Origin of the sequence: Streptomyces sp. enrichment culture (assembly GCF_964273145.1) — a bacterium.
Taxonomy (GTDB): domain Bacteria; phylum Actinomycetota; class Actinomycetes; order Streptomycetales; family Streptomycetaceae; genus Streptomyces.
The window spans coordinates 3,218,600-3,243,209 of the sequence record NZ_OZ186873.1 but is presented as its reverse complement, the minus strand read 5'-3'; the positions used below and the strand labels follow the sequence as shown (position 1 = coordinate 3,243,209).

The window sequence follows — 24,610 nt, the reverse complement described above, 5'->3', positions numbered from 1 at the left end:
GGGGTAACCATGAACGCGCCGTACGACGGTGACCGCGGCCAGGCCGTGGGCAGCTCGGGCCGCCCCGAGGGCCCGCCGCCCGAGCAGGGCCAGGCACCGCCGGAGCACTCCGCGGACATGTATCTCCAGGACGCCTACGACCAGGACCCCTACCGGGCCCAGGACCTCTCGGCGCAGGACCCGGTCGCCGAGGCGCTCTACGACCGTGCCGCGCACCCCCCGCCGCCCCCCGGCAGTCACCCTCCGCAGCAGCCGCTGTACGGCCGGCCGCCCCAGTCGCCGTACGCGCCCGACCCGCACGTGTGGGCCCAGCCCCCGGCGCCGGAGCCGGAGGGCCCCACCCAGTACCTGCCGTACGGCGACGATCCGCGCACGACCCAGTACGTGGGCGTGGACGACCTGGTCTCCCGCGCCGGCGAGCAGCGCCACGAGCCGGACGCCTTCGCGCACCTGTTCAGGGACCAGCAGCAGGGCGGTGGCCACCCGTCGTACGAATCGCCGTCCGTGCCGGGGCCCTCGCAGGCGCCCGGTCCGTACGGCGGCGCTCCGGCCCATGGCCCGTACGCGGCGGCGCAGGAGCAGGGGCAGTACGGCGCGGCCCAGTCCCAGGGCCGGTACGACGACGGCCAGGCGCCCGGGCCGTACGCGGCGGCAGGCCCCGGCCCGTACGCCACCGTCCCGCCCCCGGCGACCGGGGAAGCCGCCCAGGAACCGGCACCCGCTCCCGTACCGGCCGCCGCTCCGAAGAAGAGCGGCCGTGCCTCGGGCCTGCTGAAGTCCAGCGCCATAATGGCGGCGGGCACGATGGTCTCCCGGCTCACCGGGTTCGTCCGCTCCGCGATGATCGTCTCGGCGTTGGGCGTCGGCCTGCTCGGCGACACCTTCCAGGTCGCCTACCAGCTGCCGACGATGATCTACATCCTGACCGTCGGCGGCGGACTCAACTCCGTCTTCGTACCGCAGCTCGTGCGCGCCATGAAGGAGGACGAGGACGGCGGCGAGGCCTACGCCAACCGTCTGCTGACCCTGGTCATGGTGGCGCTCGGCGCGCTCACGGTGGTCGCGGTCCTCGCGGCACCGCTCCTGATCCGCCTGCTGTCCAACTCCGTCGCCGGCAACCCGGCCGCCAACGAGGTCGGCGTCACCTTCGTCCGCTACTTCCTGCCCTCGATCTTCTTCATGGGCCTGCACGTGGTGATGGGCCAGATCCTCAACGCCCGCGGCCGGTTCGGCGCGATGATGTGGACGCCCGTCCTGAACAACATCGTCATCATCGTGACGCTGGGCATGTTCATCTGGGTCTACGGCACCGCGGCGAACTCCGGGATGAAGGTCACGAACATCCCGCCCGAGGGCGAGCGGCTGCTCGGCATCGGCGTGCTGCTGGGTCTCGTCGTGCAGGCGCTGGCGATGATCCCGTACCTGCGCGAGACCGGCTTCCGGTTGCGGCTGCGCTTCGACTGGAAGGGACACGGCCTCGGCAGGGCCGTGACGCTCGCCAAGTGGACGGTGCTGTTCGTCCTCGCCAACCAGGCGGGGGCCATGATCGTCATCCAGCTGTCCACCGCGGCGGGCGAGACGTCACCCGTCGACGGCACGGGTTTCGCCGCCTACGCCAACGCCCAGCTGATCTGGGGTCTGCCCCAGGCCATCATCACCGTCTCCCTGATGGCGGCCCTGCTGCCCCGCCTCTCCCGCTCGGCGGCCGAGAACGACGGCGGAGCGGTACGCGACGACATCTCCCAGGGCCTGCGCACCACGGCGGTCGCCATCGTGCCCGTCGCTTTCGGGTTCGTCTCCCTCGGCGTCCCGATGTGCACGCTCATGTTCGGCTCCTCGGGCACGAGCGAGGCCACCAACATGGGCTACATGCTGATGGCGTTCGGCCTCGGCCTGATCCCGTACTCCGTGCAGTACGTCGTCCTGCGCGCCTTCTACGCCTACGAGGACACCCGGACGCCCTTCTACAACACGGTCATCGTGGCCGTGGTCAACGCCGGCGCCTCGGCACTGTGTTACTTCCTGCTCCCGCCGCGCTGGGCCGTGGTCGGCATGGCGGCCTCCTACGGCCTGGCCTACGCGATCGGCGTCGGTGTCGCCTGGCGCCGGCTACGCAAGCGGCTCGGCGGGGATCTGGACGGCTCGCGGGTGCTGCGCACGTACGCCCGGCTGGGCATCGCGTCGGTGCCGGCCGCGCTCCTCAGCGGAGCGGCCTGCTACGGCATCAGCCGCACACTCGGCCAGGGCGTCATCGGCTCCTCCGCCGCACTGGCGGCCGGGGGGATCGTCCTGTTGGGTGTCTTCTACGTCGCCGCCCGCCGCATGCGGATCGAGGAACTGAACTCGCTCGTGGGCACGGTGCGCGGACGGCTGGGACGCTGAGACGGCGGGCAGGCGCACAACCATCGCCCGCCCCCGTGTGTCGTGCATAGCGGTGGACTGTGGGCACAATTGGTCTCGGCGTCGGACGGCGCGCTACGAGTGCCGGCAGGCGCGCAACGAATGGGGAGGCAGGAGCGACGGTGGCGGAACGGAGCACGGCTGCCGTCGACGTGGCAGACACCAGCGGCGAGCAGTCGCTGACCGCACAGGCGGACCAGTCCACGGCCGACGGGGTGGCCCAGAACCGGGAGCGGGACACGGAAAGCGACGAGGCACAGGGAAGCGCCCGGACCGGGGGTTCCGACAAGGCCCCGGCTCCCGAACTGCACAGCGGTCACAAGCTCGCCAGGCGCTACCGCCTCGAGGAATGCGTCACCCGTCTGGACGGGTTCAGCAGTTGGCGGGCCGTGGACGAGAAGCTCCGCCGCGCCGTCGGCGTCCACGTCCTCCCCGCGAACCACGCGCGGGCCCGCTCCGTGCTGGCCGCCGCCCGCTCCTCCGCGCTGCTCGGGGATCCCCGCTTCGTCCAGGTGCTGGACGCCGTGGAGGAGAACGACCTCGTCTACGTCGTCCACGAGTGGCTCCCCGACGCCACCGAACTGACCGCGCTCCTCGCCGCCGGCCCGCTGGAGCCGTACGACGCCTACCAGATGGTCAGCCAGGTCGCCGGCGCCATGGCCGCCGCCCACCGCGAAGGCCTGGCCCACCTCCGCCTCAACCCCAACGCGGTCCTGCGCACATCGACCGGCCAGTGGCGCATCCGCGGCCTCGCGGTGAACGCCGCACTGCGCGGCATCGTCTCCGACACCCCGCAGCGCGCCGACACCGAGGCCGTCGGCGCCCTGCTGTACGCGGCGCTCACCCAGCGGTGGCCGTACGAGAACGACGCCTACGGCCTGTCCGGCCTGCCCAAGGACCTCGGTCTGATCCCGCCCGACCAGGTGCGTGCCGGTGTCCACCGCGGCCTGTCCGAGCTCGCCATGCGGGCACTGGCCAACGACGGCGCCACCGCCTCCCGCCACGAGTCCCCCTGCACCACTCCGGAGGAGCTGGTCAAGGCGATCGGCGAGATGCCGCGCATCCGTCCGCCGGAACCCGCTTTCACCGCACCGCCCGAGTACCAGCACACCACGTACCAGCAGGGATCGTACGGCCGGTCGGCTCCGCATCCCGGTGCCACCCAGCCGGTGCCCATCCCTCCGCCCCCGCTGCAGGGCCGCACCGGCAAGACCCTCAAGTGGGCCGTCTCCGCACTTCTCATCGCCGCCCTCGGGCTGGGGAGCTGGCAGCTCGCGGACGCCCTGATGGAACGGGGCGGCAAGGCCGACCAGACACAGACGACGGACGACGACAAGAACACCGCCGCGCCCCAGCCTTCGCGCCCCCTCACCATCCAGAGCGCACACGACTTCGACCCGTTCGCCACCGACGGTTCCGAAAATCCGTCCGACATAGACAAGGTCCACGACAGCACGCCCGGCACCTACTGGCAGACGAGCTACTACCTGGGTGCCAAGTTCGGCAACCTGAAGCCCGGTGTCGGTGTCGTCCTCGACCTCGGAAAGACGCAGCAGGTCGGGAAGGTCACCGTCTCCTTCGTGGGGAACACCTCGGTCGAGCTCCGCGCCGGGAGCGGGGAGACGGAACCGTCGACCCTCGACGGTTACACGAAGGTCGCGGACGGTTCCGGCACCACGGTGGAGCTCAAGCCGGGAAAGAAGGTCGAGTCCCGGTACCTGCTCGTATGGCTGACCGAGCTGCCGCCGACGAGCGACGGCAAGTTCCGCGGCCGTGTGGTCGACATCAAGGTGACGAGCTGACGAGGCGAGACCGGCCGTTTCAGCTGCGGAGGGGGCAGGGCACGTGCGTGACGAGTCAGCGGACGCACCCGATGAAGTTCTCCTGGCCCGGCACGTCGCGGGCGACCCCGACGCTTTCGGCGAGCTCGTCCGCCGGCATCGCGACCGGCTGTGGGCGGTTGCCCTCCGGACGCTGGGAGACCGTGAGGAGGCCGCCGACGCCGTCCAGGACGCCCTCGTCTCCGCCTACCGGGCAGCCCACACCTTCCGGGGCCAGTCGGCCGTCACCACGTGGCTTCACCGCATCACGGTGAACGCCTGCCTCGACCGTGCCCGCAAAGCGGCCTCCCGCAGGACGGCCCCGGTCGAGGACGCCGAGCGCCTGGAGCAGCTGCTGGAACCGCACGAGTCGGCCTCGGCGCCCGCCGAACGCAACGATCTGCACCGCCGGCTGCTGGCGGCCCTGGCCACCCTGCCGCCCGAGCAGCGCGCGGCGCTCGTCCTGGTGGACATGCAGGGCTACCCGGTGGCCGAGGCCGCCCGGGTCCTGGACGTGCCGGTCGGCACCGTGAAGAGCCGATGCGCCCGGGGGAGAGCGAGACTCCTGCCGTTGCTCACCGATCTGCGACCCGAAGGCATCACCGGCGGCGGAAAGCCGGCGGACACGGAACGGAACCGGACGACGGGGACACCCGTCCCACCGGCAGCGGGGCCGCCGGACGCGGGACCAAGCGATTCAGCCACAGTGAAGGGCGGAGGTGGACGAGCGTGACGTCGTCGCCGACGGACATGAGCGGGCACCCGGACGTCACGGAGATCTCCGACCTCGTCGAGGGCCTGCTGCCACCTGCGCGCACCACCGATGTACGGCGGCACCTGGACACGTGCGAGCTCTGCGCGGATGTCTACGCCTCGCTGGAGGAGATCCGAGGGCTGCTCGGCGCAGTGCCGGGTCCCCCGCGCATGCCCGCCGACGTGGCCGGTCGTATCGACGCCGCCCTTGCAGCGGAAGCACTGCTCAGTGCCACGGCGCCCGAACCCGGTGAGGCCTCGGCAGCCGGGGCGGCACCTTCCGAGCCGCAGAGGAACGACCGCGCACCTGTTTCACGTGAAACACCGGCACCGGCCGACCGTCCTGCCGGGAGCACCCGCCACTCCACCACGGGACCGGGCCGCAAGGACGGCAGGCGGGGCGGACGGCGCAGGCTCGCCGTCCTCGGTGCCGCGTTCGCGGCGGCAGCTCTGGGACTCGGCACCGTGATCGTGTCGTCCCTCGACGACGGTACGCCGCCGGGAGAGGCACGCGGTCCTCGGTCCTCCCCTGCGGACACCTTTTCCGAAGGGAAGCTGCAAGGGCAGGTTTCCGCTCTCCTGGCCGAGAAGCAGGGAGCGCGGAGCGAGTCCCGCGCGCCGCGCAGCCTCGGTGCCCAGACCGAGCCGGAGAGCGGGAGCCGCGTCTTCACCCAGTCTGCGCTCCCCACGTGCGTCCAGCAGGGCATCGGCCGTGAGGATCCGCCGCTCGCCACGGAGGAAGGCGTCTACCAAGGCAGGGAGGCGCTGCTCCTCGTGTTGTCCGAGTCCTCCGACGACCGCAGGGTCACCGTCTACATCGTCGAGACAGCATGTGTGGACGACCCCTCGGCCGACGCGGCCAAGGTTCTCCTGAAGCGCTCGTACACCCCCTGAGACTCACGCTCGGTCTTCGCCGTGCCGACCATCGGCTCGGTGCGGCTTCCCGCGTGCCCGCCCGCCCTCTCCGTGTGCCCGGACACAGCGGGAATGCGCGCCCCTTAGGATCCGTTGGGTGGGGTGAGAGTCCTGAAGGGCTCCCCCGGTCCGACGACGCAGTCCAGAGACGAGGAATCAAGCCGTGAGCGACGTCCGTAACGTGATCATCATCGGCTCCGGGCCCGCCGGATACACGGCGGCGCTCTACACCGCACGCGCGTCGCTGAAGCCACTGGTGTTCGAGGGCGCCGTCACCGCCGGTGGCGCGTTGATGAACACGACCGAGGTGGAGAACTTCCCCGGCTTCCAGGACGGCATCATGGGCCCCGAGCTCATGGACAACATGCGCGCTCAGGCCGAACGCTTCGGTGCCGAACTCGTTCCGGACGACGTCGTCGCCGTCGACCTGACCGGCGAGATCAAGACCGTCACCGACACCGCGGGCACGGTCCACCGGGCCAAGGCCGTGATCGTCACCACTGGCTCGCAGCACCGCAAGCTCGGCCTGCCGAACGAGGACGCCCTCTCCGGCCGCGGGGTCTCCTGGTGCGCCACCTGTGACGGCTTCTTCTTCAAGGACCAGGACATCGCCGTCATCGGTGGCGGCGACACCGCGATGGAGGAAGCCACCTTCCTCTCCCGCTTCGCCAAGTCCGTGACGATCGTCCACCGCCGGGACACCCTGCGTGCCTCCAAGGCGATGCAGGAGCGTGCCTTCGCCGACCCGAAGATCACCTTCATCTGGGACAGCGAGGTCGCCGAGATCCAGGGCGAGCAGAAGCTGTCGGGCCTGAAGCTGCGCAACGTGAAGACCGGCGAGCTCTCGGACCTGGCGGTGACCGGCCTGTTCATCGCCATCGGTCACGACCCGCGCACCGAGCTCTTCAAGGGCCAGCTGGATCTGGACGAGGAGGGTTACCTGAAGGTCGACGCCCCCTCGACACGCACGAACGTGACCGGTGTCTTCGCCGCCGGTGACGTGGTCGACCACACCTACCGCCAGGCGATCACCGCGGCCGGCACCGGTTGCTCCGCCGCGCTGGACGCCGAGCGTTTCCTCGCCGCGCTGGCCGACACGGATCAGGCCGAGCCCGAGAAGACCACTGTCTGACCCCCCTTCCCCACGCATCAACCAGTTAAGGAGCCCCTGTGGCCGGCACCCTGAAGAAAGTGACCGACGACTCCTTCGAGCAGGACGTCCTCAAGAGCGACAAGCCCGTCCTGGTGGACTTCTGGGCCGAGTGGTGCGGTCCGTGCCGCCAGATCGCCCCGTCCCTGGAGGCGATCGCCGCCGAGTACGGCGACAAGATCGAGATCGTCAAGCTGAACATCGACGAGAACCCGGGTACGGCCGCCAAGTACGGCGTCATGTCCATCCCGACCCTGAACGTCTACCAGGGTGGCGAGGTCGCCAAGACCATCGTCGGTGCCAAGCCGAAGGCCGCGCTCGTGCGCGACCTTGAGGAGTTCATCACCGAGTGACGTTTCACGGAACCTGGTTTCACGTGAAACACGAAGGGGTCGGCCCGGCAGGGCCGACCCCTTCGTTCGTCGTCGCCCGGTGGTTCTTCTCAGAGTGGCCTGAGTGCCGGTTCCTTCTGCACAGCGCCGAGTAGCCGGTCGAGTGCCATCTCCACGTCTTCCTTCCACGACAGTGTGGACCGCAGTTCCAGTCGGAGCCGTGGGTGTGTGGGGTGCGGCCGGACCGTTTTGAAGCCCACCGCCAGCAGGTGATCGGCCGGGAGCAGGCAGGCCGGCTCTTTCCAACGGGCGTCCCCGAACGCTTCGATCGCCTTGAACCCCCGCCGCAGGAGATCCTTGGCGACGGTCTGGACCATGACGCGGCCCAGTCCCTGGCCCTGGTAGGCCGGCATGATGAACGCGGTCATCAGCTGCACGGCATCGGGTGAGACCGGACTCGTGGGGAACGCCATGGAGCGTGGCACATAGGCGGGAGGGGCGTAGAGCACGAAGCCCACCGGTACGTCGTCGACGTAGACGACACGGCCGCAGGAACCCCAGTCCAGCAGCACCGCGGAAATCCAGGCTTCCTTCTCCAGGGCAGGTGTGCCCGCCTTTACCGCGGCCTCGCCACTGACTGGGTCCAGTTCCCAGAAGACACACGAGCGACAGCGCTGGGGAAGGTCCTGAAGGTTGTCCAGCGTGAGCGGTACAAGCCGACGCCCCATGAAGGCTGTTCCTCGCTTCCTAGGCCCGCCGCGCTGCGGGCGGCTGTCAGAGCACTCCGTTCCCTGAGCAGGCTGCCGATGAACCCGCCGACCGCGCCCAGCCCCAGCCCTGCGCCCACCAGCCCGGTCCGGCTCATCGTTCGCATGGCCCCTTGCCTTCCTCTCGGGGGTTCCAGCAGGTGAGTGCGCCATACCTGCACGCATCGTATCCACGATGCGTTTCCCTCGAAACCGAAGGAAAGCAAAAGGGCGGGCCCGTTCCGGCACACACCGGACACGGTCCGCCCTGTCACCTGCGGAACGGCACCAGCCGGTCCGCCCACCCGTGGATCAGGAATCCGTCTCCTCGGAATCACTCTCCCGCAGCTTCTGCTGGAGCACCGGCCCCTCGCCGGGAGCCAGGGTGCCGAGGATTCGTTCGAGATCCTCCAGAGAAGCGAACTCGACCGTGATCTTGCCCTTCTTCTGCCCCAGGTCGACCTTCACCCGTGTCTCGAAGCGGTCCGAGAGCCGCGTCGCGAGGTCGGTGAGAGCCGGAGAGACCCGGGAGCCGGCCCGCGGCCCCTTCGAGCGCTGCGGCTTCTGCGGCCGGGAATCCATCAGGGTCACGATCTCTTCGACAGCCCGGACCGACAGCCCTTCTGCCACGATGCGGTGGGCCAGCCGGTCCTGCTCCTCCGGGTCCTCCACCGCCAGCAGCGCCCGCGCGTGTCCGGCCGAGAGCACTCCGGCGGCGACCCTCCGCTGGACCGCCGACGAGAGCTTCAGCAGGCGCAGCGTGTTGGATACCTGCGGGCGGGAACGGCCGATGCGGTCCGCCAGCTGGTCGTGGGTGCAGTTGAACTCGTTCAGCAGCTGATCGTAGGCAGCGGCCTCTTCCAGCGGGTTGAGCTGAGCCCGGTGCAGATTCTCCAGGAGGGCGTCCAGGAGAAGTTTCTCGTCCTCCGTGGCCCGCACGATCGCGGGGATCACCTTCAGTCCCGCCTCACGGCATGCACGCCAGCGGCGCTCACCCATGATGAGTTCGTAGCGCGCCGAGTCCACCTGCCGGACGACGACAGGCTGGAGGAGACCGACTTCCTTGATGGAGGTGACGAGCTCCGCCAGGGCGTCCTCGTCGAACACCACACGTGGCTGCCGAGGGTTCGGCGTGATGGCGTCGAGGGGAATCTCCGCAAAGTGGGCCCCCAGGGGAGCCGCGGGTACCTCCGCGGCGGTCCCTGCGGACTGCTCCGTTTCACGTGAAACGCGCGGCAGTGTGGCCACCTTCGCTGCAGCCACCCCCCGGTCGGTCGTCAGCCCGGGGACCACCGCGGCAGATGGGGAAGCGGTGCTCCCCAGCGCAGCCGAAGCCACCGTCTTCTCCGTCGGGGCAGGAGGAATCAGAGCGCCGAGACCACGACCCAACCCCCTTCGTCGCTCACTCACTGCATCCCCTCCACCATGTTCGGGTTGTTCTGGGCGCCGATGTGGGCATGGGCCGGGTCATAACTGATGCCGGCACCCCTCAGCGCGATTTCTCGTGCCGCCTCCAGGTAGGAGAGGGCACCACTTGATCCTGGATCGTAGGTCAACACGGTCTGCCCATAGCTCGGCGCCTCCGAGATACGGACCGACCGCGGGATGCTCGTCCGCAGCACTTCGTCGCCGAAGTGGTTGCGTACCTCTTCGGCCACCTGGGAAGCGAGCCGTGTCCGGCCGTCGTACATGGTGAGCAGGATCGTCGACACATGGAGCGTGGGGTTGAGGTGCCCCCGCACCAGGTCGACGTTCCGCAGCAGCTGCCCCAGACCTTCCAGCGCGTAATACTCGCACTGAATGGGGATCAGCACCTCCTGACCTGCGACGAGGGCGTTGACCGTCAGCAGGCCCAGGGAAGGCGGGCAGTCGATGAGGATGTAGTCCAGCGGCTGCTCGTAGGCCTGGATCGCCCGCTGCAGCCGGCTCTCCCGTGCCACCAGTGACACCAGCTCGATCTCCGCACCGGCGAGATCGATGGTGGCGGGAGCACAGAAGAGGCCTTCGACGTCGAGGACCGGCTGGACGATTTCCGAGAGCGGTTTGCTCTCGATCAACACGTCGTAGATGGATGGGACTTCGGCGTGATGGTCGATCCCCAGAGCGGTGGACGCGTTGCCCTGGGGGTCGAGATCGATCACCAGGACGCGGCCGCCGTGCAGGGCCAGTGACGCTGCCAGGTTGACAGTCGTCGTCGTCTTGCCGACACCGCCCTTCTGGTTGGCGACCACGATGATCCGGGTCTGTTCGGGTCGCGGCATGCCCTCGCCGGTGCGGCCCAGAGCCTCCACCGCCAGCTGGGCAGCTCGACCGATCGGAGTGTCGTCCATCGGGGGCGGCGTTTCACGTGAAACATCCGCTCCCATCGACTCGGCACGGGGACCGGGGACCGGATCGGTCATCGGCCCCGCGATATTGGCGTCGGACCGCAAGGATTCACTCTCCTCGACTTCAGGCTCGCAATGAACAGAGCCTCCCATGCCTTCAGGGCCGTGAACCAGTGAGGTCTGACCTTCTGTGGAGAAATCCACCTCTGTGGACATCTCCGTGACCTCGACGAGGGAAGGTGCGTCACCCTCGACGGAGGACTGTCCCCCAGGCGTCTTCGGCAAGGCGAGGGACCCCAAAGGCTTGTGGTCGCGAGGTTCGGCCGCAGCGCGGCCCCGATTGATGATGCCGTGCAGCAGTGAGCGACGTTTCACGTGAAACACGATGCACAGCGGCCATGGCCGATCTGTCGCGACACTCCGGTGTGCGTAGGTTTGGCTGCTTGCGTGGAGTACGTCCCGTCGACGGCCGTCTCCGTCACGCCGGTCTCACCCGGCCGGTCAGCTACTGCCGCGCTTCCGCTTCCGTCCGGCCCGGCTGCCCTCGGCGGCGCCGGGCCCTCCCCGCACGGTCCTGCTACCCCCGGCGGCGCCGGACCCTCCCCGTCCGGGCTGCCTTCGCCCGTTTGGCGGCGAAGCGCACACCCCCCGGGCTCTCCCCGACCTCGACCCGCACGACCGTGGACATCGGATCCACGATCCCCTCGCCGACATGCAGGATGGACGTCCCCACGGCGCCCAGCTTGCTCAGCGCGGTGACGGCACTCTTCAGCTCCTCCTCGGCGGTGTCACCCTTGAGTGCGAGCATCTCGCCGTACGGACGCAGCAAGGGGATTCCCCAGGTGGCCAGGCGATCCAGTGGTGCCACGGCCCGAGCCGTCACCACATGGACGGGCGGAAGCTTGCCCATGACCTCCTCGGCCCGCCCCCGGACGACGGTCACGTGGTCCAGGCCCAGCAGCTCCACGACCTCGGTCAGGAAGGTGGTGCGGCGCAGAAGCGGTTCCAGCAGGGTGATCTTCAGGTCGTCCCGGACGAGCGCCAGCGGGATCCCGGGCAGACCGGCCCCCGAGCCCACGTCGCACACCGTGACCCCCTCGGGCACCGCCTCGGCGAGCACCGCGCAGTTGAGCAGGTGCCGCTCCCACAGCCGGGGAACCTCACGCGGGCCGATCAGGCCGCGCTGCACTCCCGCCTCGGCGAGCAGCTCCGCGTAGCGGACCGCGTCCGCGAAGCGATCGCCGAACACCTCGCGGGCCTGCTCGGGCGCAGGGGGAAGCTCCGCTGCCTCCGTCACGGGGGACCGTCCTTCCGTACCGCGCCGACGCACCGGGCGCCGACACCAGACCACCAGAACTATCAGGCTGACAAAGACCGGCCCCGCCTGCGCAACAGACGGGGCCGGGAAAACGCGGGGCCGATCAGGCGGGCAGTACGACGACGAAGCGCTGCGGCTCCTCGCCCTCGGACTCGCTGCGCAGCCCCGCCGCCTTCACCGCGTCGTGCACGACCTTGCGCTCGAAGGGCGTCATCGGCTCGAGCCGCACGGCCTCGCCGCTGCTCTTGGCCTCGGCGGCGGCCTTGGCGCCCAGTTCGGAGAGCTCGGCGCGCTTTCTGGCCCGGTAGCCCGCGATGTCGAGCATCAGCCGGCTGCGGTCCCCGGTCTCCCGGAGCACCGCCAGACGCGTGAGCTCCTGCAGGGCCTCCAGCACCTCACCGTCACGGCCGACCAGCTTCTGCAGGTCGCGGCTGCCCGTGTCGCTGATGATCGAGACGGAGGCACGGTCGGCCTCGACGTCCATGTCGATGTCGCCGTCGAGGTCGGCGATGTCGAGCAGACCCTCCAGGTAGTCCGCCGCGATCTCGCCCTCCTGCTCCAGGCGGGTCAGAGTGTCTGCGCCCTCGGCAGCGGCGGAGATGGTGCCTTCCGTCACGGGATGGACTCCTTCTTACTTCTTCGACGGGGACTTGGGCCGCTGCGGACCCTTGCGCTGTCCGGACTGGGCCTTGCTGCGGGTGCCGGCGGCGGGCTTCTGCTGGCCCTTCCTGCCACCGGCGGGCTTGGTGTCCTGTGGCTCGTCGGACTTGCTCAGCGAGGTCTTGGTCTCGGGCTCGCCGGCCGCCTTCGCGCCGGCCTGCCGCTGCGCCTTGGTCTGCCGCTTCGGCTGCTGCCGCTTCGCGGCGGCGGCAGCGTTGGCGGCGTCCGCCGCCGACACGCCGTCCGCGCTCTGCACGGCGGCCGTGGCCTCGCTCTTCACGACGGTGCCGTCGGCCTGGGCGGCCAGTCCCGCCTTGTTCAGCCCGTTGATGAACTTGCGCTCGTACTCGTTGCGGTCGCGGCCCTTGGCGACGATGGCCTTGACGATGGCCCGCTCACCGCGGCCGCGGGTCTTGCCGTGGTGGATGACGCGCTTGTGCAGGCGCTCCAGGTAGGCGGCCTGGGCCTTGGAACCCGGGGTCGGGTTGTTGTGGATGACGTACATCTGCTGGCCCATGGTCCACACGTTGGTGGTCAGCCAGTAGACGAGGACACCGACCGGGAAGTTGATGCCGAAGACGGCGAACATGATCGGGAAGACGTACATCAGCATCTTCTGCTGCTGCATGAACGGCGTCTTCACCGTCGTGTCGACGTTCTTCGTCATCAGCTGGCGCTGCGTGAAGAACTGCGACGCCGACATCAGGACGATCATGACGGCCGTGATCACCCGGACGTCGGTGAGGGTGGCGCCGAGCGCCTCCACCTTGGAGGCGTTGTCGGTGAACTTCGCGGCCAGCGGAGCACCGAAGATGTGGGCCTTCTGCGCGCTGTCCAGCAGGCGGTTGTTGATCACGCCGATGGTGTCGTTCGACGCGATGGAGTTGAGCACGTGGTACAGGGCGAAGAAGAACGGGGACTGCGCCAGGATGGGAAGGCACGAGGAGAGCGGGTTGGTGCCCGACTCCTTGTACAGCTTCATCATCTCTTCGGACTGGCGCTGCCGGTCGTTCTTGTAGCGCTCCTGGATCTTCTTCATCTCCGGCTGGAGCGTCTGCATGGCCCGCGTCGCCTTGATCTGCTTCACGAAGAGCGGGATCAGGCAGATGCGGATCAGGATCACCAGGGACACGATGGACAGACCCCAGGCCCAGCCGGTGTCGGGGCCGAAGAGTCCTCCGTACACCTTGTGGAACTGGACGATGACCCAGGAGACGGGTGTTGTGATGAAGCTGAAGAGGCTGGCAATCGTGTCCACTAATCATGCTCCTTGGGCATGGGACGAGGTCTCTGCGGCCGGGCCCGGAGGACTCGACGGACTCGCGGGAGAAGTCTGTCCCTCGGTGGCCGGTTCGGCGGCGGAGGGCCCGCCCCTGCGTGCGCGCCAGGCGTCACGCAGCATTTCGTGCCATCGCGGCCGCCTGCGCGGGGGGACGTGGTCCACCCCGCCCAGCGACCAGGGGTTGCACCGCAGGATGCGCCAGGCGGTGAGGACCGTCCCCTTGAGGGCACCGTGCCGGTCGATGGCCGTGTAGCCGTAATGGGAACACGACGGGTAGTACTTGCACACCGGCCCGAGCAGTGGGCTGATCGTCCACTGGTACAGCTTGATCAGGGCCAGCAGCGGGTACTTCATCGCGCGCCCCCTCCCAGGAGCCGCTGGAGTGCGGCGTCCAGGTCTCGGGCCAGCTCTGCATGGTCGGCGTCACCCGCACCGGGCAGCGCTCGTACGACTACCAGGCTACCGGGGGGAAACAGACCGATCCGCTCGCGCATCAGATGACGAAGCCTGCGCTTCACCTTGTTGCGCACCACCGCGCCACCCACGGCCTTGCTCACGACGAAACCCGCACGCGTCGGGGGAGCGCTCTCCCCAGGCGCGTGCGGGTCCGTGGCACCGCTTCGAAGGTGGACGACGAGGTGCGGGCGTCCGGCCCGACGACCTCGACGTACCGCGGTCGCGAAGTCCTCGCGCCGCCTCAGCCGGTTCTCGGTGGGCAGCACGATGTCATGACCTGACCGGGATCAGGCGGACAGACGGGCGCGACCCTTGCTGCGGCGGGACGCGAGGATCGCGCGGCCGGCACGGGTGCGCATACGCAGCCGGAAGCCGTGGGTCTTCGCGCGACGACGGTTGTTCGGCTGGAAGGTGCGCTTGCTCACTCGGGGGCTCCAGTAAAAATCGGTGGTGGCGGGGTGCCGTCCTGGCTGTCACCGTGCGCCCACGAGTAGCTCGCGTTACGCCCCAGTGCACCGCTTTCCGATCACCTGACGCGATCTGTGCCCATCGGAGGCAGGCGGCAGCAGCCATCGACAACTCGACCTGGTTACGGTACGCGGGGGCGCGCCATCCGGTCAAACCGGTGACCCGGGGGAGACACTATCCACAGGCTGGGGACAACAACTTGAACCGCACCCGTCGCCCTGACTACCGTGGCTGAACTCCGATTCGTTCCTTTGTCCCCTCCCGGCCGATTGGTTCCACCCGGCCACCCGAGTCTGATCCCGACCCGTCCCCGAACCACACGTTCGGGGGACTTGTGAGAGAGCGTGCCCTGTGGCTGACGTACCTGCCGATCTTGCCGCAGTGTGGCCGCGTGTACTCGAGCAGCTCCTCGGCGAGGGCCGCGGCCAAGGGGTCGAGGCGAAGGACGAGCACTGGATCCGGCGCACCCAGCCACTCGCGCTGGTCGCCGACACCGCCCTGCTCGCCGTACCGAACGAGTTCGCGAAGGGTGTGCTCGAGGGCCGCCTCGCACCGGTCGTCAGCGACACGCTGAGCCGGGAGTGCGGCCGCCCGATCCGCATCGCGATCACCGTCGACGACTCCGTGGGCGAGTCCGCCGCTCCGCCGGTGCCGCCCGCCCGCCCCCAGCCGCGTTACGACGAGTCCGAGCCGTCCTCCGGTCCGGGCGGTCCGGGCCCCTACGACCAGCACGGCCCGTACGAGGGCTACGGCCGTCACCGCGCCGAGCAGATGCCGGGCGGCACCGGCGACCAGCTCCCGGCGGCCCGCCCCGCCTATCCGGCGGAGTACCAGCGTCCGGAACCCGGCTCCTGGCCGCGCCCGGCGCAGGACGACTACGGCTGGCAGCAGCAGCGGCTCGGCTTCCCGGAGCGGGACCCGTACGCGTCGCCCCCGCCGGAGTCGTACGGCTCCTCCCCCCGGGACGCCTACAACCAGGACGCCTACGGCCAGGAGCCGTACGCGAAGGACGGGTACGCGCAGGAGCCGTATCCGCAGGACGCCTACCAGCAGGACTACCGCCCGCAGCCCCCGCAGCCCGCGGAGCGCCCCTCGCACGAGGCGCAGCGCGGCGACTACGAGCAGGCCCGGGGCGACTACGACCAGCGGGACGCGCGCCGGGAGCCGCCCGAGCCGCCGTCCGGCTCGGGGCACGCCCACCGCGGCGGCCCGGCCGGCCCCGCCCTGCCCGCCACCGGGGCCCCGGGGCCGCTGGCCGCGCAGCCCGCGCCGGCGGCCGGGCCGGGTGAGCCGACCGCGCGCCTGAACCCGAAGTACCTCTTCGACACCTTCGTGATCGGCGCCTCCAACCGGTTCGCGCACGCGGCCGCCGTCGCCGTCGCCGAAGCGCCCGCGAAGGCGTACAACCCGCTGTTCATCTACGGCGAGTCCGGCCTCGGCAAGACGCACCTGCTGCACGCGATCGGGCACTACGCGCGAAGCCTGTATCCCGGCACGCGCGTGCGGTACGTGAGCTCGGAGGAGTTCACCAACGAGTTCATCAACTCCATCCGCGACGGCAAGGGCGACAGCTTCCGCAAGCGCTACCGCGAGATGGACATCCTGCTCGTCGACGACATCCAGTTCCTTGCGGACAAGGAGTCGACGCAGGAGGAGTTCTTCCACACGTTCAACACCCTCCACAACGCCAACAAGCAGATCGTGCTCTCCAGCGACCGGCCGCCCAAGCAGCTGGTCACGCTGGAGGACCGGCTGCGGAACCGTTTCGAGTGGGGACTGATCACCGACGTCCAGCCGCCCGAGCTGGAGACCCGCATCGCGATCCTGCGCAAGAAGGCGGTCCAGGAGCAGCTGAACGCCCCGCCGGAGGTGCTGGAGTTCATCGCCTCACGGATCTCGCGCAACATCCGTGAGCTGGAGGGCGCGCTGATCCGGGTGACGGCGTTCGCCTCGCTCAACCGGCAGCCGGTGGACCTGGGCCTGACGGAGATCGTCCTGAAGGACCTGATCCCCGGCGGCGAGGACTCCACCCCCGAGATCACCTCCACGGCGATCATGGGCGCGACCGCCGACTACTTCGGCCTCACGGTCGAGGACCTGTGCGGCAGTTCGCGCGGCCGCCAGCTGGTCACCGCCCGGCAGATCGCCATGTACCTGTGCCGTGAGCTGACGGACCTGTCGCTGCCGAAGATCGGCGCGCTGTTCGGCGGCCGCGACCACACGACGGTGATGCACGCCGACCGCAAGATCCGGAATCTGATGGCCGAGCGGCGTTCCATCTACAACCAGGTCACGGAGCTCACGAACCGCATCAAGAACGGCTGACGGACCGGACCGCCGCCGTGCGCCGCCCACGTCGTCGAGGCGTCCCCGGAAGGGTTCCGGGGGCGCCTTCGCGCGTACCTGCCGCCGGGCCGCCCGGCCGCAGCCGGGACGTCTCCCCTCCGGCGGCGGCCGCCCGCCGCCCACGCGTCCGGCGGGGGCCCCGCCCGTGCCGCGGTGGGTTCCTCCCCTCCGCCCACGGGCCCTGCGAACCGCTCCCGCGCGCCCTCACGCCCCGCCCGTGGCGAGATCCGCCCGTCCCGCGGCCCGCTTCCCGGCCCGCACGGCGCGTTCCGCCGTCGAGCGCCGGTGCCGCAGCCGGCCACCGGCGTTCGAATACCTGCGGGGTTACGGCCGTCCTCCACAGATCCGCCGACTTTCTTGCGTCCACACCCTGGGGACTGGGAAGTTGTCCCGATCTTGTCCACAGGGCCGCGGGACGAAAGATCGTCATCCCAGGTCAGCAGCTTGTGGATCGGTGGACGAAAGATATCCACAGCCTGTGGACAATGATGTGACCCACAAACCGGCCGGGGCGTTGTCCACTGGTGATCCACAGGCTGAGGACGGTTGTCCCCAGGCATCGGCACCTTCTCCACACGGCTGTCCACTGTTCGGCAACACGACCCGCCTTCTCACCGCATCGAGTGAAAGACGTCACATGGAGGTGCCGGATTGGGCTGTGGGAAAGACGGGTAAAACTGGGGACGACGCTGGGGAGAAGTCGCCCCCGCCTGTGCATGGGGTGTGCAGAACTTTCCGTTCTCCACAGGGACCCCGGGTTGTCCACGGGCGCCGCCCACAGGGCCGGTGGACAAAATCACCGCGTTGAGCTGGGCAAACGTAGTTATCCACGGTATCCACAGGCCCTACTACTACGTCCGACTAGAGAGAGCGCGGAATCCGTTTCGAAGCGGGGCCTGTGCACAACTCGCCCTCTCGCCCCTGGCCGCGACCCGGTACGACTTGACCCCGAGGGGCACCTGCTGTCAGTGCGGTGCGTCAGACTGGACCCCGGTGTCCTTCCCTCCCCAGGGGCCCGCGACACCGAGTCAGACGACGAAGGCGAAGCAGGGCGAGAAGCGCCGGCAACAGCAGGAGGCGGCTTACGGTGAAGATCCGGGTGGAACGCGACGTACTCGCGGAGGCAGTGGCCTGGGCGGCACGCAGCCTCCCGGCCCGTCCGCCGGCGCCGGTCCTCGCCGGCCTGCTGCTGAAGGCCGAGGACGGACAGCTGAGCCTGTCCAGCTTCGACTACGAGGTCTCCGCGCGGGTGTCGGTGGAGGCCGAGGTCGAGGAGGAGGGCACGGTCCTCGTCTCCGGCCGCCTGCTGGCCGACATCTCCCGCGCCCTCCCCAACCGGCCGGTGGAGATTTCCACAGACGGTGTACGGGCGACGGTGGTGTGCGGCACCTCGCGATTCACACTCCACACCCTCCCTGTGGAGGAGTACCCGGCCCTGCCGCAGATGCCGAACGCGACGGGCACGGTCCCCGGCGAGGTCTTCGCCTCCGCCGTGCAGCAGGTCGCCATCGCCGCGGGCCGCGACGACACGCTGCCCGTCCTGACCGGTGTGCGCATCGAGATCGAGGGCGACACGGTCACGCTGGCCTCCACCGACCGCTACCGCTTCGCGGTCCGCGAGTTCCTGTGGAAGCCGGAGAACCCGGAGGCCTCCGCGGTCGCCCTGGTGCCCGCCAAGACTCTCCTCGACACCGCCAAGGCCCTGACCAGCGGCGACCAGGTGACCCTGGCGCTGTCCGGCTCGGGCGCGGGCGAGGGCCTGATCGGTTTCGAGGGCGCCGGCCGCCGCACCACGACCCGTCTGCTGGAGGGCGACCTCCCGAAGTACCGCACGCTGTTCCCGACGGAGTTCAACAGCGTCGCCGTGATCGAGACCGCGCCCTTCGTGGAAGCCGTCAAGCGCGTGGCCCTGGTCGCCGAGCGCAACACCCCGGTGCGGCTCAGCTTCGAGCAGGGCGTGCTCATCCTGGAAGCCGGTTCCAGCGACGATGCACAGGCTGTGGAAAGGGTCGACGCGCAGCTGGAGGGCGACGACATCTCGATCGCCTTCAACCCGACCTTCCTGCTGGACGGCCTGAGCGCCATCGACTCCCCGGTGGCCCAGCTGTCCTTCACGACGTCCACCAAGCCCGCGCTGCTCAGCGGCAAGCCGGCCGTGGACGCCGAGGCGGACGAGGCGTACAAGTACCTGATCATGCCGGTGCGGCTCAGCGGCTGACCGCCTCCCGGACGGCGACGGCCCGCGCCCCGGTGCGCGGGCCCGGGCGAACCCGCAGGTGAGGGCAGCGTCTGAGCGCGTACGCCCACAGCTGTGCGGGCACGTCCGGGTTTAGGCTCGGACGTGGGTACGAAGTGCCGTGGTCCACTCCCGACGGGTGCGGACCGCCGGGCACGCGCGTGCCGTCACGCCACCTCGCACACCTAAGGACACACCTGATGGAGCTCGGTCTCGTCGGCCTCGGCAAGATGGGCGGCAACATGCGCGAGCGGATCCGCCGCGCGGGCCACACCGTCATCGGATACGACCGCAACCCGGACGTCGCGGATGTCCACAGCCTGGAAGAGCTGGTGGGCAGCCTCAAGGGCCCGCGCGTGGTCTGGGTGATGGTCCCGGCCGGCGAGCCCACCCAGACCACCATCGACCGGCTCGCCGAGCTGCTGGAGCCCGGCGACGTCGTCGTGGACGGCGGCAACTCCCGCTGGACCGATGACGAGAAGCACGCCGCCGAGCTGGCCGCCAAGGGCATCGGCTTCGTCGACTGCGGCGTCTCCGGCGGCGTGTGGGGCCTGGAGAACGGCTACGCGCTGATGTACGGCGGTGACGCCGAGAACGTCGCCAAGGTGCAGCCGATCTTCGACGCGCTCAAGCCCGAGGGCGACTTCGGCTCGGTGCACGCGGGCCGGGTCGGCGCGGGCCACTTCGCGAAGATGGTCCACAACGGCATCGAGTACGCGATGATGCAGGCCTACGCCGAGGGCTGGGAGCTGCTGGAGAAGGTCGACTCCGTGGAGAACGTCCGCGAGGTCTTCCGCTCCTGGCAGGAGGGCACGGTCATCCGCTCCTGGCTGCTGGACCTGGCCGTCAACGCCCTGGACGACGACGAGCACCTGGAGGGGCTGCGCGGCTACGCGCAGGACTCCGGCGAGGGACGCTGGACGGTGGAGGCCGCCATCGACAACGCGGTGCCGCTGCCGGCGATCACCGCGTCGCTGTTCGCGCGGTTCGCCTCCCGCCAGGAGGACTCGCCGCAGATGAAGATGATCGCCGCCCTGCGCAACCAGTTCGGCGGCCACGCGGTCGAGAAGAAGTAAGCAGTACACGAAGGTTGGAGAGGTCGGCGAACGACCATGCACGTCACGCATCTGTCGCTGGCCGACTTCCGCTCGTACGCCCGGGTCGAGGTCCCGCTGGACCCGGGCGTCACCGCCTTCGTCGGCCCCAACGGGCAGGGCAAGACGAACCTGGTCGAGGCCGTCGGTTACCTCGCCACCCTCGGCAGCCACCGCGTCTCCTCGGACGCCCCCCTGGTCCGCATGGGCGCCGACCGGGCCGTCGTCCGGGCGCAGGTCCGCCAGGGCGACCGGCAGCAGCTGATCGAGCTGGAACTGAACCCGGGCCGCGCCAACCGCGCCCGCATCAACCGGTCCTCGCAGGTCAGACCCCGTGACGTGCTGGGCATCGTACGGACCGTGCTCTTCGCGCCCGAGGACCTCGCACTGGTCAAGGGCGACCCCGGGGAGCGGCGCCGCTTCCTCGACGAGCTGATCACCGCGCGTTCCCCGCGCATGGCCGGTGTCCGCTCCGACTACGACCGCGTCCTCAAGCAGCGCAACACCCTGCTGAAGTCGGCCGCGCTGGCCCGCCGACACGGCGGCCGCACCCTGGACCTGTCCACCCTGGACGTCTGGGACCAGCACCTCGCGCGCGCGGGAGCCGAGCTGCTCGCCCAGCGCCTGGACCTGATCGCCGCGATCCAGCCGCTGGCCGACAAGGCGTACGAGCAGCTGGCCCCCGGCGGCGGTCCCATCGCCCTGGAGTACCGGCCGTCGGCCCCGGGCGAGGCCCACACGCGCGAGGATCTCCACGAGCAGCTGATGGCCGCGCTCGCCGACGCCCGCAAGCAGGAGATCGAGCGGGGCGTCACCCTCGTCGGCCCGCACCGGGACGACCTGCTGCTCAGGCTCGGCGAACTGCCCGCCAAGGGATACGCCTCCCACGGCGAGTCCTGGTCCTACGCGCTGGCGCTGCGGCTGGCCTCCTACGACCTGCTGCGCGCCGAGGGCAACGAGCCGGTGCTCGTCCTCGACGACGTCTTCGCCGAGCTGGACGCCCGCCGCCGCGAGCGGCTGGCGGAGCTGGTGGCACCCGGCGAGCAGGTGCTGGTGACGGCCGCGGTCGACGACGACGTACCGCACGTGCTGGCGGGGGCGCGGTTCGCGGTGTCCGAGGGGACGGTCGAGCGCGTGTGAGGACGGCGGGAACGTGTACGAGCAAGGTGGGGGAGCACCGATGAGCTCCGAGGGATCCGCGCCCGGGAGGACCCCCGAGCCCTCCGGCGTCGACCTCGCGCGCGTGGCGCTGCGGGCGGCGCGGGAGGCGGCACGCGCGCGGGGCAACGCGGCGCAGCAGAAGAAGCAGGTGCGGCGCGGCGGCCTGCGGTCCGGCGCGCGCGCCGACGGCCGCGACCCGATGCGGCTCGGCTCGGCGATCAGCCGGCTGATCACCGAGCGCGGGTGGGAGACCCCGGCGGCGGTGGGCGGCGTGATGGGCCGCTGGCCGCAGATCGTCGGCGAGGACGTGGCCAAGCACTGCGTGCCGGAGAAGTACGACGAGGACGAACGGGTGCTGGTGGTGCGCTGCGACTCCACGGCCTGGGCGACCAATCTGCGTCTGCTCGCGCCGACTCTGGTGGCCCGTCTCAACGAGGACCTGGGCCACGGCTCGGTGCGCATGCTCAAGGTGCAGGGCCCCGGCGGCCCCGCCCGCCGCTACGGCCCGCTGCGCGCTCCCGGAAGCACCGGGCCGGGCGACACCTACGGGTGAGCGGGGACCGGAACACGGGGGTCCGGCGGCCCCGGACCAGGGGTCGGGGCGGGCCGCGGCGGACCGGTCGCCCATCGACCGGTCGTGCGTGATCGACATCACATCCAGGGGCGTCGGCGGTGCTTCCGCACCGGCGGCGCCCCTCTCGTCGCACAACCGCACACGGTTGCGAATCCCGAGCCGGCTCCGAAGTAGCCAAGGGTTGACGGCCCAAAGCGCTGAGTGGCTCTGTGAGCCTCTTGGAGCCCCCATCCGCATATCGGGAGTAGTCCGAGGACGGTTCAGGGCGCCACATGAGAGCCCAGGTACCGGCAAACCCCCATCGTTGTCAGTGCTACCGGTAGACTGGAAGACGATCCCGCCCCAATCGTGGGGACCGTCCGGGAAAAGCTGAGCAACGCTGATCAAGGCTTACCAACGCAACATGCCGCAGCCGCTCCGGCAACCCTCCCCCCGAAGGGGGGAACCCCCAGGAGCCCGGCTCGTGCTGTGCCAGAAAGGGCGCTTCGTGGCCGATTCCGGCAACCCCAACGAGAACATTCCGTCCACCGACACCGGCGTGAACGACGCGGCGAGCACCTCCAACGGCGAGGTCACCGCCTCGTACGACGCGAGTGCCATTACCGTCCTCGAGGGTCTGGACGCGGTCCGCAAGCGACCCGGCATGTACATCGGCTCGACCGGTGAGCGCGGACTGCACCACCTCGTGTACGAGGTGGTCGACAACTCCGTCGACGAGGCACTGGCCGGTCACGCGGACACCATCGACGTGACGATCCTCGCCGACGGCGGGGTGCGCGTCGTCGACAACGGCCGCGGCATCCCCGTGGGCATCGTGCCCTCCGAGGGCAAGCCGGCCGTCGAGGTCGTGCTGACGGTGCTGCACGCGGGCGGCAAGTTCGGCGGTGGCGGTTACGCGGTCTCCGGCGGTCTGCACGGCGTGGGCGTGTCCGTCGTGAACGCCCTGTCCAGCAAGGTGTCCGTCGAGGTCAAGACCGACGGCCACCGCTGGACGCAGGACTACAAGATGGGCGTGCCGACGGCGCCGCTGGCCAAGCACGAGGCGACGCAGGAGACCGGCACCTCGGTCACCTTCTGGGCCGACCCGGACATCTTCGAGACCACGGAGTTCTCCTTCGAGACGCTGTCGCGGCGCTTCCAGGAGATGGCGTTCCTCAACAAGGGCCTGACGATCAGGCTCACCGACGAGCGCGAGTCGGCGAAGGCCACCGCCGGGGCGGACGAGGCGGGCGCCGACGAGAAGGTCGAGGCGAAGACCGTCACGTACCACTACGAGGGCGGCATCGTCGACTTCGTGAAGTACCTCAACACCCGCAAGGGCGAGGTCGTCCACCCCACGATCATCGACCTGGAGGCCGAGGACAAGGACAAGAGCCTGTCCCTCGAGGTCGCGATGCAGTGGAACAGCGGCTACAGCGAGGGCGTGTACTCCTTCGCCAACATCATCCACACCCACGAGGGCGGTACCCACGAGGAGGGCTTCCGCGCCGCGCTGACGTCCCTGATCAACAAGTACGCGCGGGACAAGAAGCTGCTGCGCGAGAAGGACGACAACCTCACCGGCGACGACATCCGCGAGGGCCTGACCGCGATCATCTCGGTCAAGCTGAGCGAGCCGCAGTTCGAGGGCCAGACCAAGACCAAGCTGGGCAACACGGAGGCCAAGACCTTCGTGCAGAAGGCGGTCTACGAGCACCTCAACGACTGGCTGGACCGCAACCCCAACGAGGCCGCGGACATCGTCCGCAAGGGCATCCAGGCGGCCACCGCGCGCGTGGCGGCGCGCAAGGCGCGCGACCTGACCCGCCGCAAGGGGCTGCTGGAGACGGCGTCCCTGCCGGGCAAGCTGGCCGACTGCCAGTCCAACGACCCGGCCAAGTGCGAGATCTTCATCGTCGAGGGCGACTCCGCCGGCGGCTCGGCCAAGTCCGGCCGCAACCCGCAGTACCAGGCGATCCTCCCGATCCGCGGCAAGATCCTCAACGTCGAGAAGGCGCGCATCGACCGCATCCTGCAGAACCAGGAGATCCAGGCGATGATCTCCGCGTTCGGCACGGGCGTGCACGAGGACTTCGACATCGAGAAGCTCCGCTACCACAAGATCATCCTGATGGCGGACGCCGACGTCGACGGCCAGCACATCAACACCCTGCTGCTGACCTTCCTGTTCCGCTTCATGCGGCCGCTGGTCGAGGCCGGGCACGTGTACCTCTCCCGCCCGCCGCTCTACAAGATCAAGTGGGGCAAGGACGACTTCGAGTACGCGTACTCCGACCGCGAGCGCGACGCCCTGATCGAGATGGGCCGCCAGGCCGGCAAGCGCATCCGCGAGGACTCCGTCCAGCGCTTCAAGGGCCTCGGCGAGATGAACGCCGAGGAGCTGCGCATCACGACCATGGACCAGGAGCACCGCGTCCTCGGCCAGGTCACCCTCGACGACGCCGCCCAGGCCGACGACCTGTTCTCGGTCCTCATGGGCGAGGACGTCGAGGCCCGCCGCGCGTTCATCCAGCGCAACGCCAAGGACGTCCGCTTCCTCGACATCTGAGTCGGTCTCCGCTGACCGCACCAG

The 24,610-nt window shown here is 69.8% G+C and carries 21 protein-coding genes; 12 read left to right on the top strand and 9 right to left on the bottom strand.

Translation table 11 applies throughout. From position 1 onward, the window contains the following. The first annotated feature begins 9 nt into the window (after positions 1 to 9). The 6 genes from murJ (at position 10) to trxA (ending at position 7,391) form a co-directional block, all read left to right on the top strand. Positions 10 to 2,382 carry a murein biosynthesis integral membrane protein MurJ gene (murJ, locus tag ACSU6Z_RS14615; protein ID WP_437045910.1) on the top strand — a complete coding sequence of 791 codons (2,373 nt, stop codon included), beginning with the start codon at positions 10 to 12 and terminating at the stop codon, positions 2,380 to 2,382. 140 nt (positions 2,383 to 2,522) lie between these two features. Then, entirely contained in the window at positions 2,523 to 4,202 is a 1,680-nt protein-coding gene (locus ACSU6Z_RS14610) for a protein kinase family protein (RefSeq protein WP_437045908.1), read from the top strand. Positions 4,203 to 4,245: 43 nt separating this feature from the next. Next, on the top strand, positions 4,246 to 4,953 hold the full coding sequence (gene sigM / locus ACSU6Z_RS14605; RefSeq protein ID WP_437045906.1) for an RNA polymerase sigma factor SigM: 708 nt from the start codon (positions 4,246 to 4,248) through the stop codon (positions 4,951 to 4,953). Between the two features lie 17 nt (positions 4,954 to 4,970). Then, positions 4,971 to 5,867, top strand: a complete 897-nt coding sequence (locus ACSU6Z_RS14600; protein WP_437050316.1) for an anti-sigma factor family protein — start codon at positions 4,971 to 4,973, stop codon at positions 5,865 to 5,867. 184 nt (positions 5,868 to 6,051) lie between these two features. Then, positions 6,052 to 7,020 carry a thioredoxin-disulfide reductase gene (trxB, locus tag ACSU6Z_RS14595; RefSeq protein ID WP_437045904.1) on the top strand — a complete coding sequence of 323 codons (969 nt, stop codon included), beginning with the start codon at positions 6,052 to 6,054 and terminating at the stop codon, positions 7,018 to 7,020. A gap of 38 nt (positions 7,021 to 7,058) precedes the next feature. Continuing rightward, on the top strand, positions 7,059 to 7,391 hold the full coding sequence (gene trxA, locus ACSU6Z_RS14590; RefSeq protein WP_437045902.1) for a thioredoxin: 333 nt from the start codon (positions 7,059 to 7,061) through the stop codon (positions 7,389 to 7,391). Between the two features lie 89 nt (positions 7,392 to 7,480). Here trxA and ACSU6Z_RS14585 read toward each other — a convergent pair whose 3' ends face one another. The 9 genes from ACSU6Z_RS14585 to rpmH all read right to left on the bottom strand — a co-directional run bounded on the left by ACSU6Z_RS14585 (position 7,481) and on the right by rpmH (position 14,584). Beyond that, positions 7,481 to 8,098 carry a GNAT family N-acetyltransferase gene (locus tag ACSU6Z_RS14585; RefSeq protein WP_437045900.1) on the bottom strand — a complete coding sequence of 206 codons (618 nt, stop codon included), beginning with the start codon at positions 8,096 to 8,098 and terminating at the stop codon, positions 7,481 to 7,483. 330 nt (positions 8,099 to 8,428) lie between these two features. Beyond that, positions 8,429 to 9,526, bottom strand: coding sequence for a ParB/RepB/Spo0J family partition protein (locus ACSU6Z_RS14580; protein ID WP_437045898.1), 1,098 nt, complete (start codon positions 9,524 to 9,526; stop codon positions 8,429 to 8,431). Further along, entirely contained in the window at positions 9,523 to 10,596 is a 1,074-nt protein-coding gene (locus ACSU6Z_RS14575) for a ParA family protein (RefSeq protein WP_437050314.1), read from the bottom strand. The genes ACSU6Z_RS14580 and ACSU6Z_RS14575 overlap by 4 nt, the downstream gene beginning before the upstream one ends. Before the next feature lie 424 nt (positions 10,597 to 11,020). Next, complete coding sequence (rsmG, locus tag ACSU6Z_RS14570; protein ID WP_437045896.1) at positions 11,021 to 11,740, bottom strand: 16S rRNA (guanine(527)-N(7))-methyltransferase RsmG; 720 nt, start codon at positions 11,738 to 11,740, stop codon at positions 11,021 to 11,023. A 124-nt stretch (positions 11,741 to 11,864) separates the two neighbouring features. Further along, complete coding sequence (locus tag ACSU6Z_RS14565) at positions 11,865 to 12,377, bottom strand: protein jag (protein ID WP_437045894.1); 513 nt, start codon at positions 12,375 to 12,377, stop codon at positions 11,865 to 11,867. 15 nt (positions 12,378 to 12,392) lie between these two features. Continuing rightward, positions 12,393 to 13,679: a membrane protein insertase YidC gene (yidC, locus tag ACSU6Z_RS14560; RefSeq protein WP_437045892.1), complete on the bottom strand. Its 1,287-nt coding sequence runs from the start codon at positions 13,677 to 13,679 to the stop codon at positions 12,393 to 12,395. Between the two features lie 3 nt (positions 13,680 to 13,682). Next, complete coding sequence (gene yidD, locus ACSU6Z_RS14555; RefSeq protein ID WP_437045890.1) at positions 13,683 to 14,057, bottom strand: membrane protein insertion efficiency factor YidD; 375 nt, start codon at positions 14,055 to 14,057, stop codon at positions 13,683 to 13,685. After that, positions 14,054 to 14,425: a ribonuclease P protein component gene (rnpA, locus tag ACSU6Z_RS14550; protein ID WP_437045889.1), complete on the bottom strand. Its 372-nt coding sequence runs from the start codon at positions 14,423 to 14,425 to the stop codon at positions 14,054 to 14,056. Before rnpA ends, yidD begins: the two co-directional genes overlap by 4 nt. Positions 14,426 to 14,446: 21 nt before the next feature. Next, on the bottom strand, positions 14,447 to 14,584 hold the full coding sequence (gene rpmH, locus ACSU6Z_RS14545; RefSeq protein ID WP_003956500.1) for a 50S ribosomal protein L34: 138 nt from the start codon (positions 14,582 to 14,584) through the stop codon (positions 14,447 to 14,449). Between the two features lie 394 nt (positions 14,585 to 14,978). On the opposite strand from rpmH, the gene dnaA reads away from it, so the two are divergent. The 6 genes from dnaA (at position 14,979) to gyrB (ending at position 24,586) form a co-directional block, all read left to right on the top strand. Further along, positions 14,979 to 16,952 carry a chromosomal replication initiator protein DnaA gene (dnaA, locus tag ACSU6Z_RS14540; protein ID WP_437045887.1) on the top strand — a complete coding sequence of 658 codons (1,974 nt, stop codon included), beginning with the start codon at positions 14,979 to 14,981 and terminating at the stop codon, positions 16,950 to 16,952. Positions 16,953 to 18,060: 1,108 nt separating this feature from the next. Next, entirely contained in the window at positions 18,061 to 19,191 is a 1,131-nt protein-coding gene (gene dnaN, locus ACSU6Z_RS14535; protein WP_358784600.1) for a DNA polymerase III subunit beta, read from the top strand. 215 nt (positions 19,192 to 19,406) lie between these two features. Beyond that, positions 19,407 to 20,285 (top strand): phosphogluconate dehydrogenase (NAD(+)-dependent, decarboxylating), encoded by an 879-nt coding sequence (gene gnd, locus ACSU6Z_RS14530; protein WP_437050312.1) that lies wholly within the window; start codon positions 19,407 to 19,409, stop codon positions 20,283 to 20,285. 36 nt (positions 20,286 to 20,321) lie between these two features. After that, complete coding sequence (recF, locus tag ACSU6Z_RS14525) at positions 20,322 to 21,443, top strand: DNA replication/repair protein RecF (RefSeq protein WP_437045885.1); 1,122 nt, start codon at positions 20,322 to 20,324, stop codon at positions 21,441 to 21,443. 40 nt (positions 21,444 to 21,483) lie between these two features. After that, positions 21,484 to 22,017, top strand: a complete 534-nt coding sequence (locus ACSU6Z_RS14520) for a DUF721 domain-containing protein (protein ID WP_437045883.1) — start codon at positions 21,484 to 21,486, stop codon at positions 22,015 to 22,017. Between the two features lie 508 nt (positions 22,018 to 22,525). Then, positions 22,526 to 24,586 carry a DNA topoisomerase (ATP-hydrolyzing) subunit B gene (gene gyrB / locus ACSU6Z_RS14515; protein ID WP_437050311.1) on the top strand — a complete coding sequence of 687 codons (2,061 nt, stop codon included), beginning with the start codon at positions 22,526 to 22,528 and terminating at the stop codon, positions 24,584 to 24,586. The last annotated feature ends 24 nt before the right edge of the window (positions 24,587 to 24,610 follow it).

What these genes read in the sequence shown, in the direction of transcription:
- recF (WP_437045885.1), top strand. Translation starts at nt 20,322, where the DNA reads ATGCACGTCACGCATCTGTCGCTGGCCGACTTCCGCTCGTACGCCCGG.
- ACSU6Z_RS14520 (WP_437045883.1), top strand. Translation starts at nt 21,484, where the DNA reads ATGAGCTCCGAGGGATCCGCGCCCGGGAGGACCCCCGAGCCCTCCGGC.
- murJ (WP_437045910.1), top strand. Translation starts at nt 10, where the DNA reads ATGAACGCGCCGTACGACGGTGACCGCGGCCAGGCCGTGGGCAGCTCG.
- ACSU6Z_RS14600 (WP_437050316.1), top strand. Translation starts at nt 4,971, where the DNA reads ATGAGCGGGCACCCGGACGTCACGGAGATCTCCGACCTCGTCGAGGGC.
- ACSU6Z_RS14585 (WP_437045900.1), bottom strand. Translation starts at nt 8,098, where the DNA reads ATGGGGCGTCGGCTTGTACCGCTCACGCTGGACAACCTTCAGGACCTT.
- yidD (WP_437045890.1), bottom strand. Translation starts at nt 14,057, where the DNA reads ATGAAGTACCCGCTGCTGGCCCTGATCAAGCTGTACCAGTGGACGATC.
- ACSU6Z_RS14575 (WP_437050314.1), bottom strand. Translation starts at nt 10,596, where the DNA reads ATGGGAGGCTCTGTTCATTGCGAGCCTGAAGTCGAGGAGAGTGAATCC.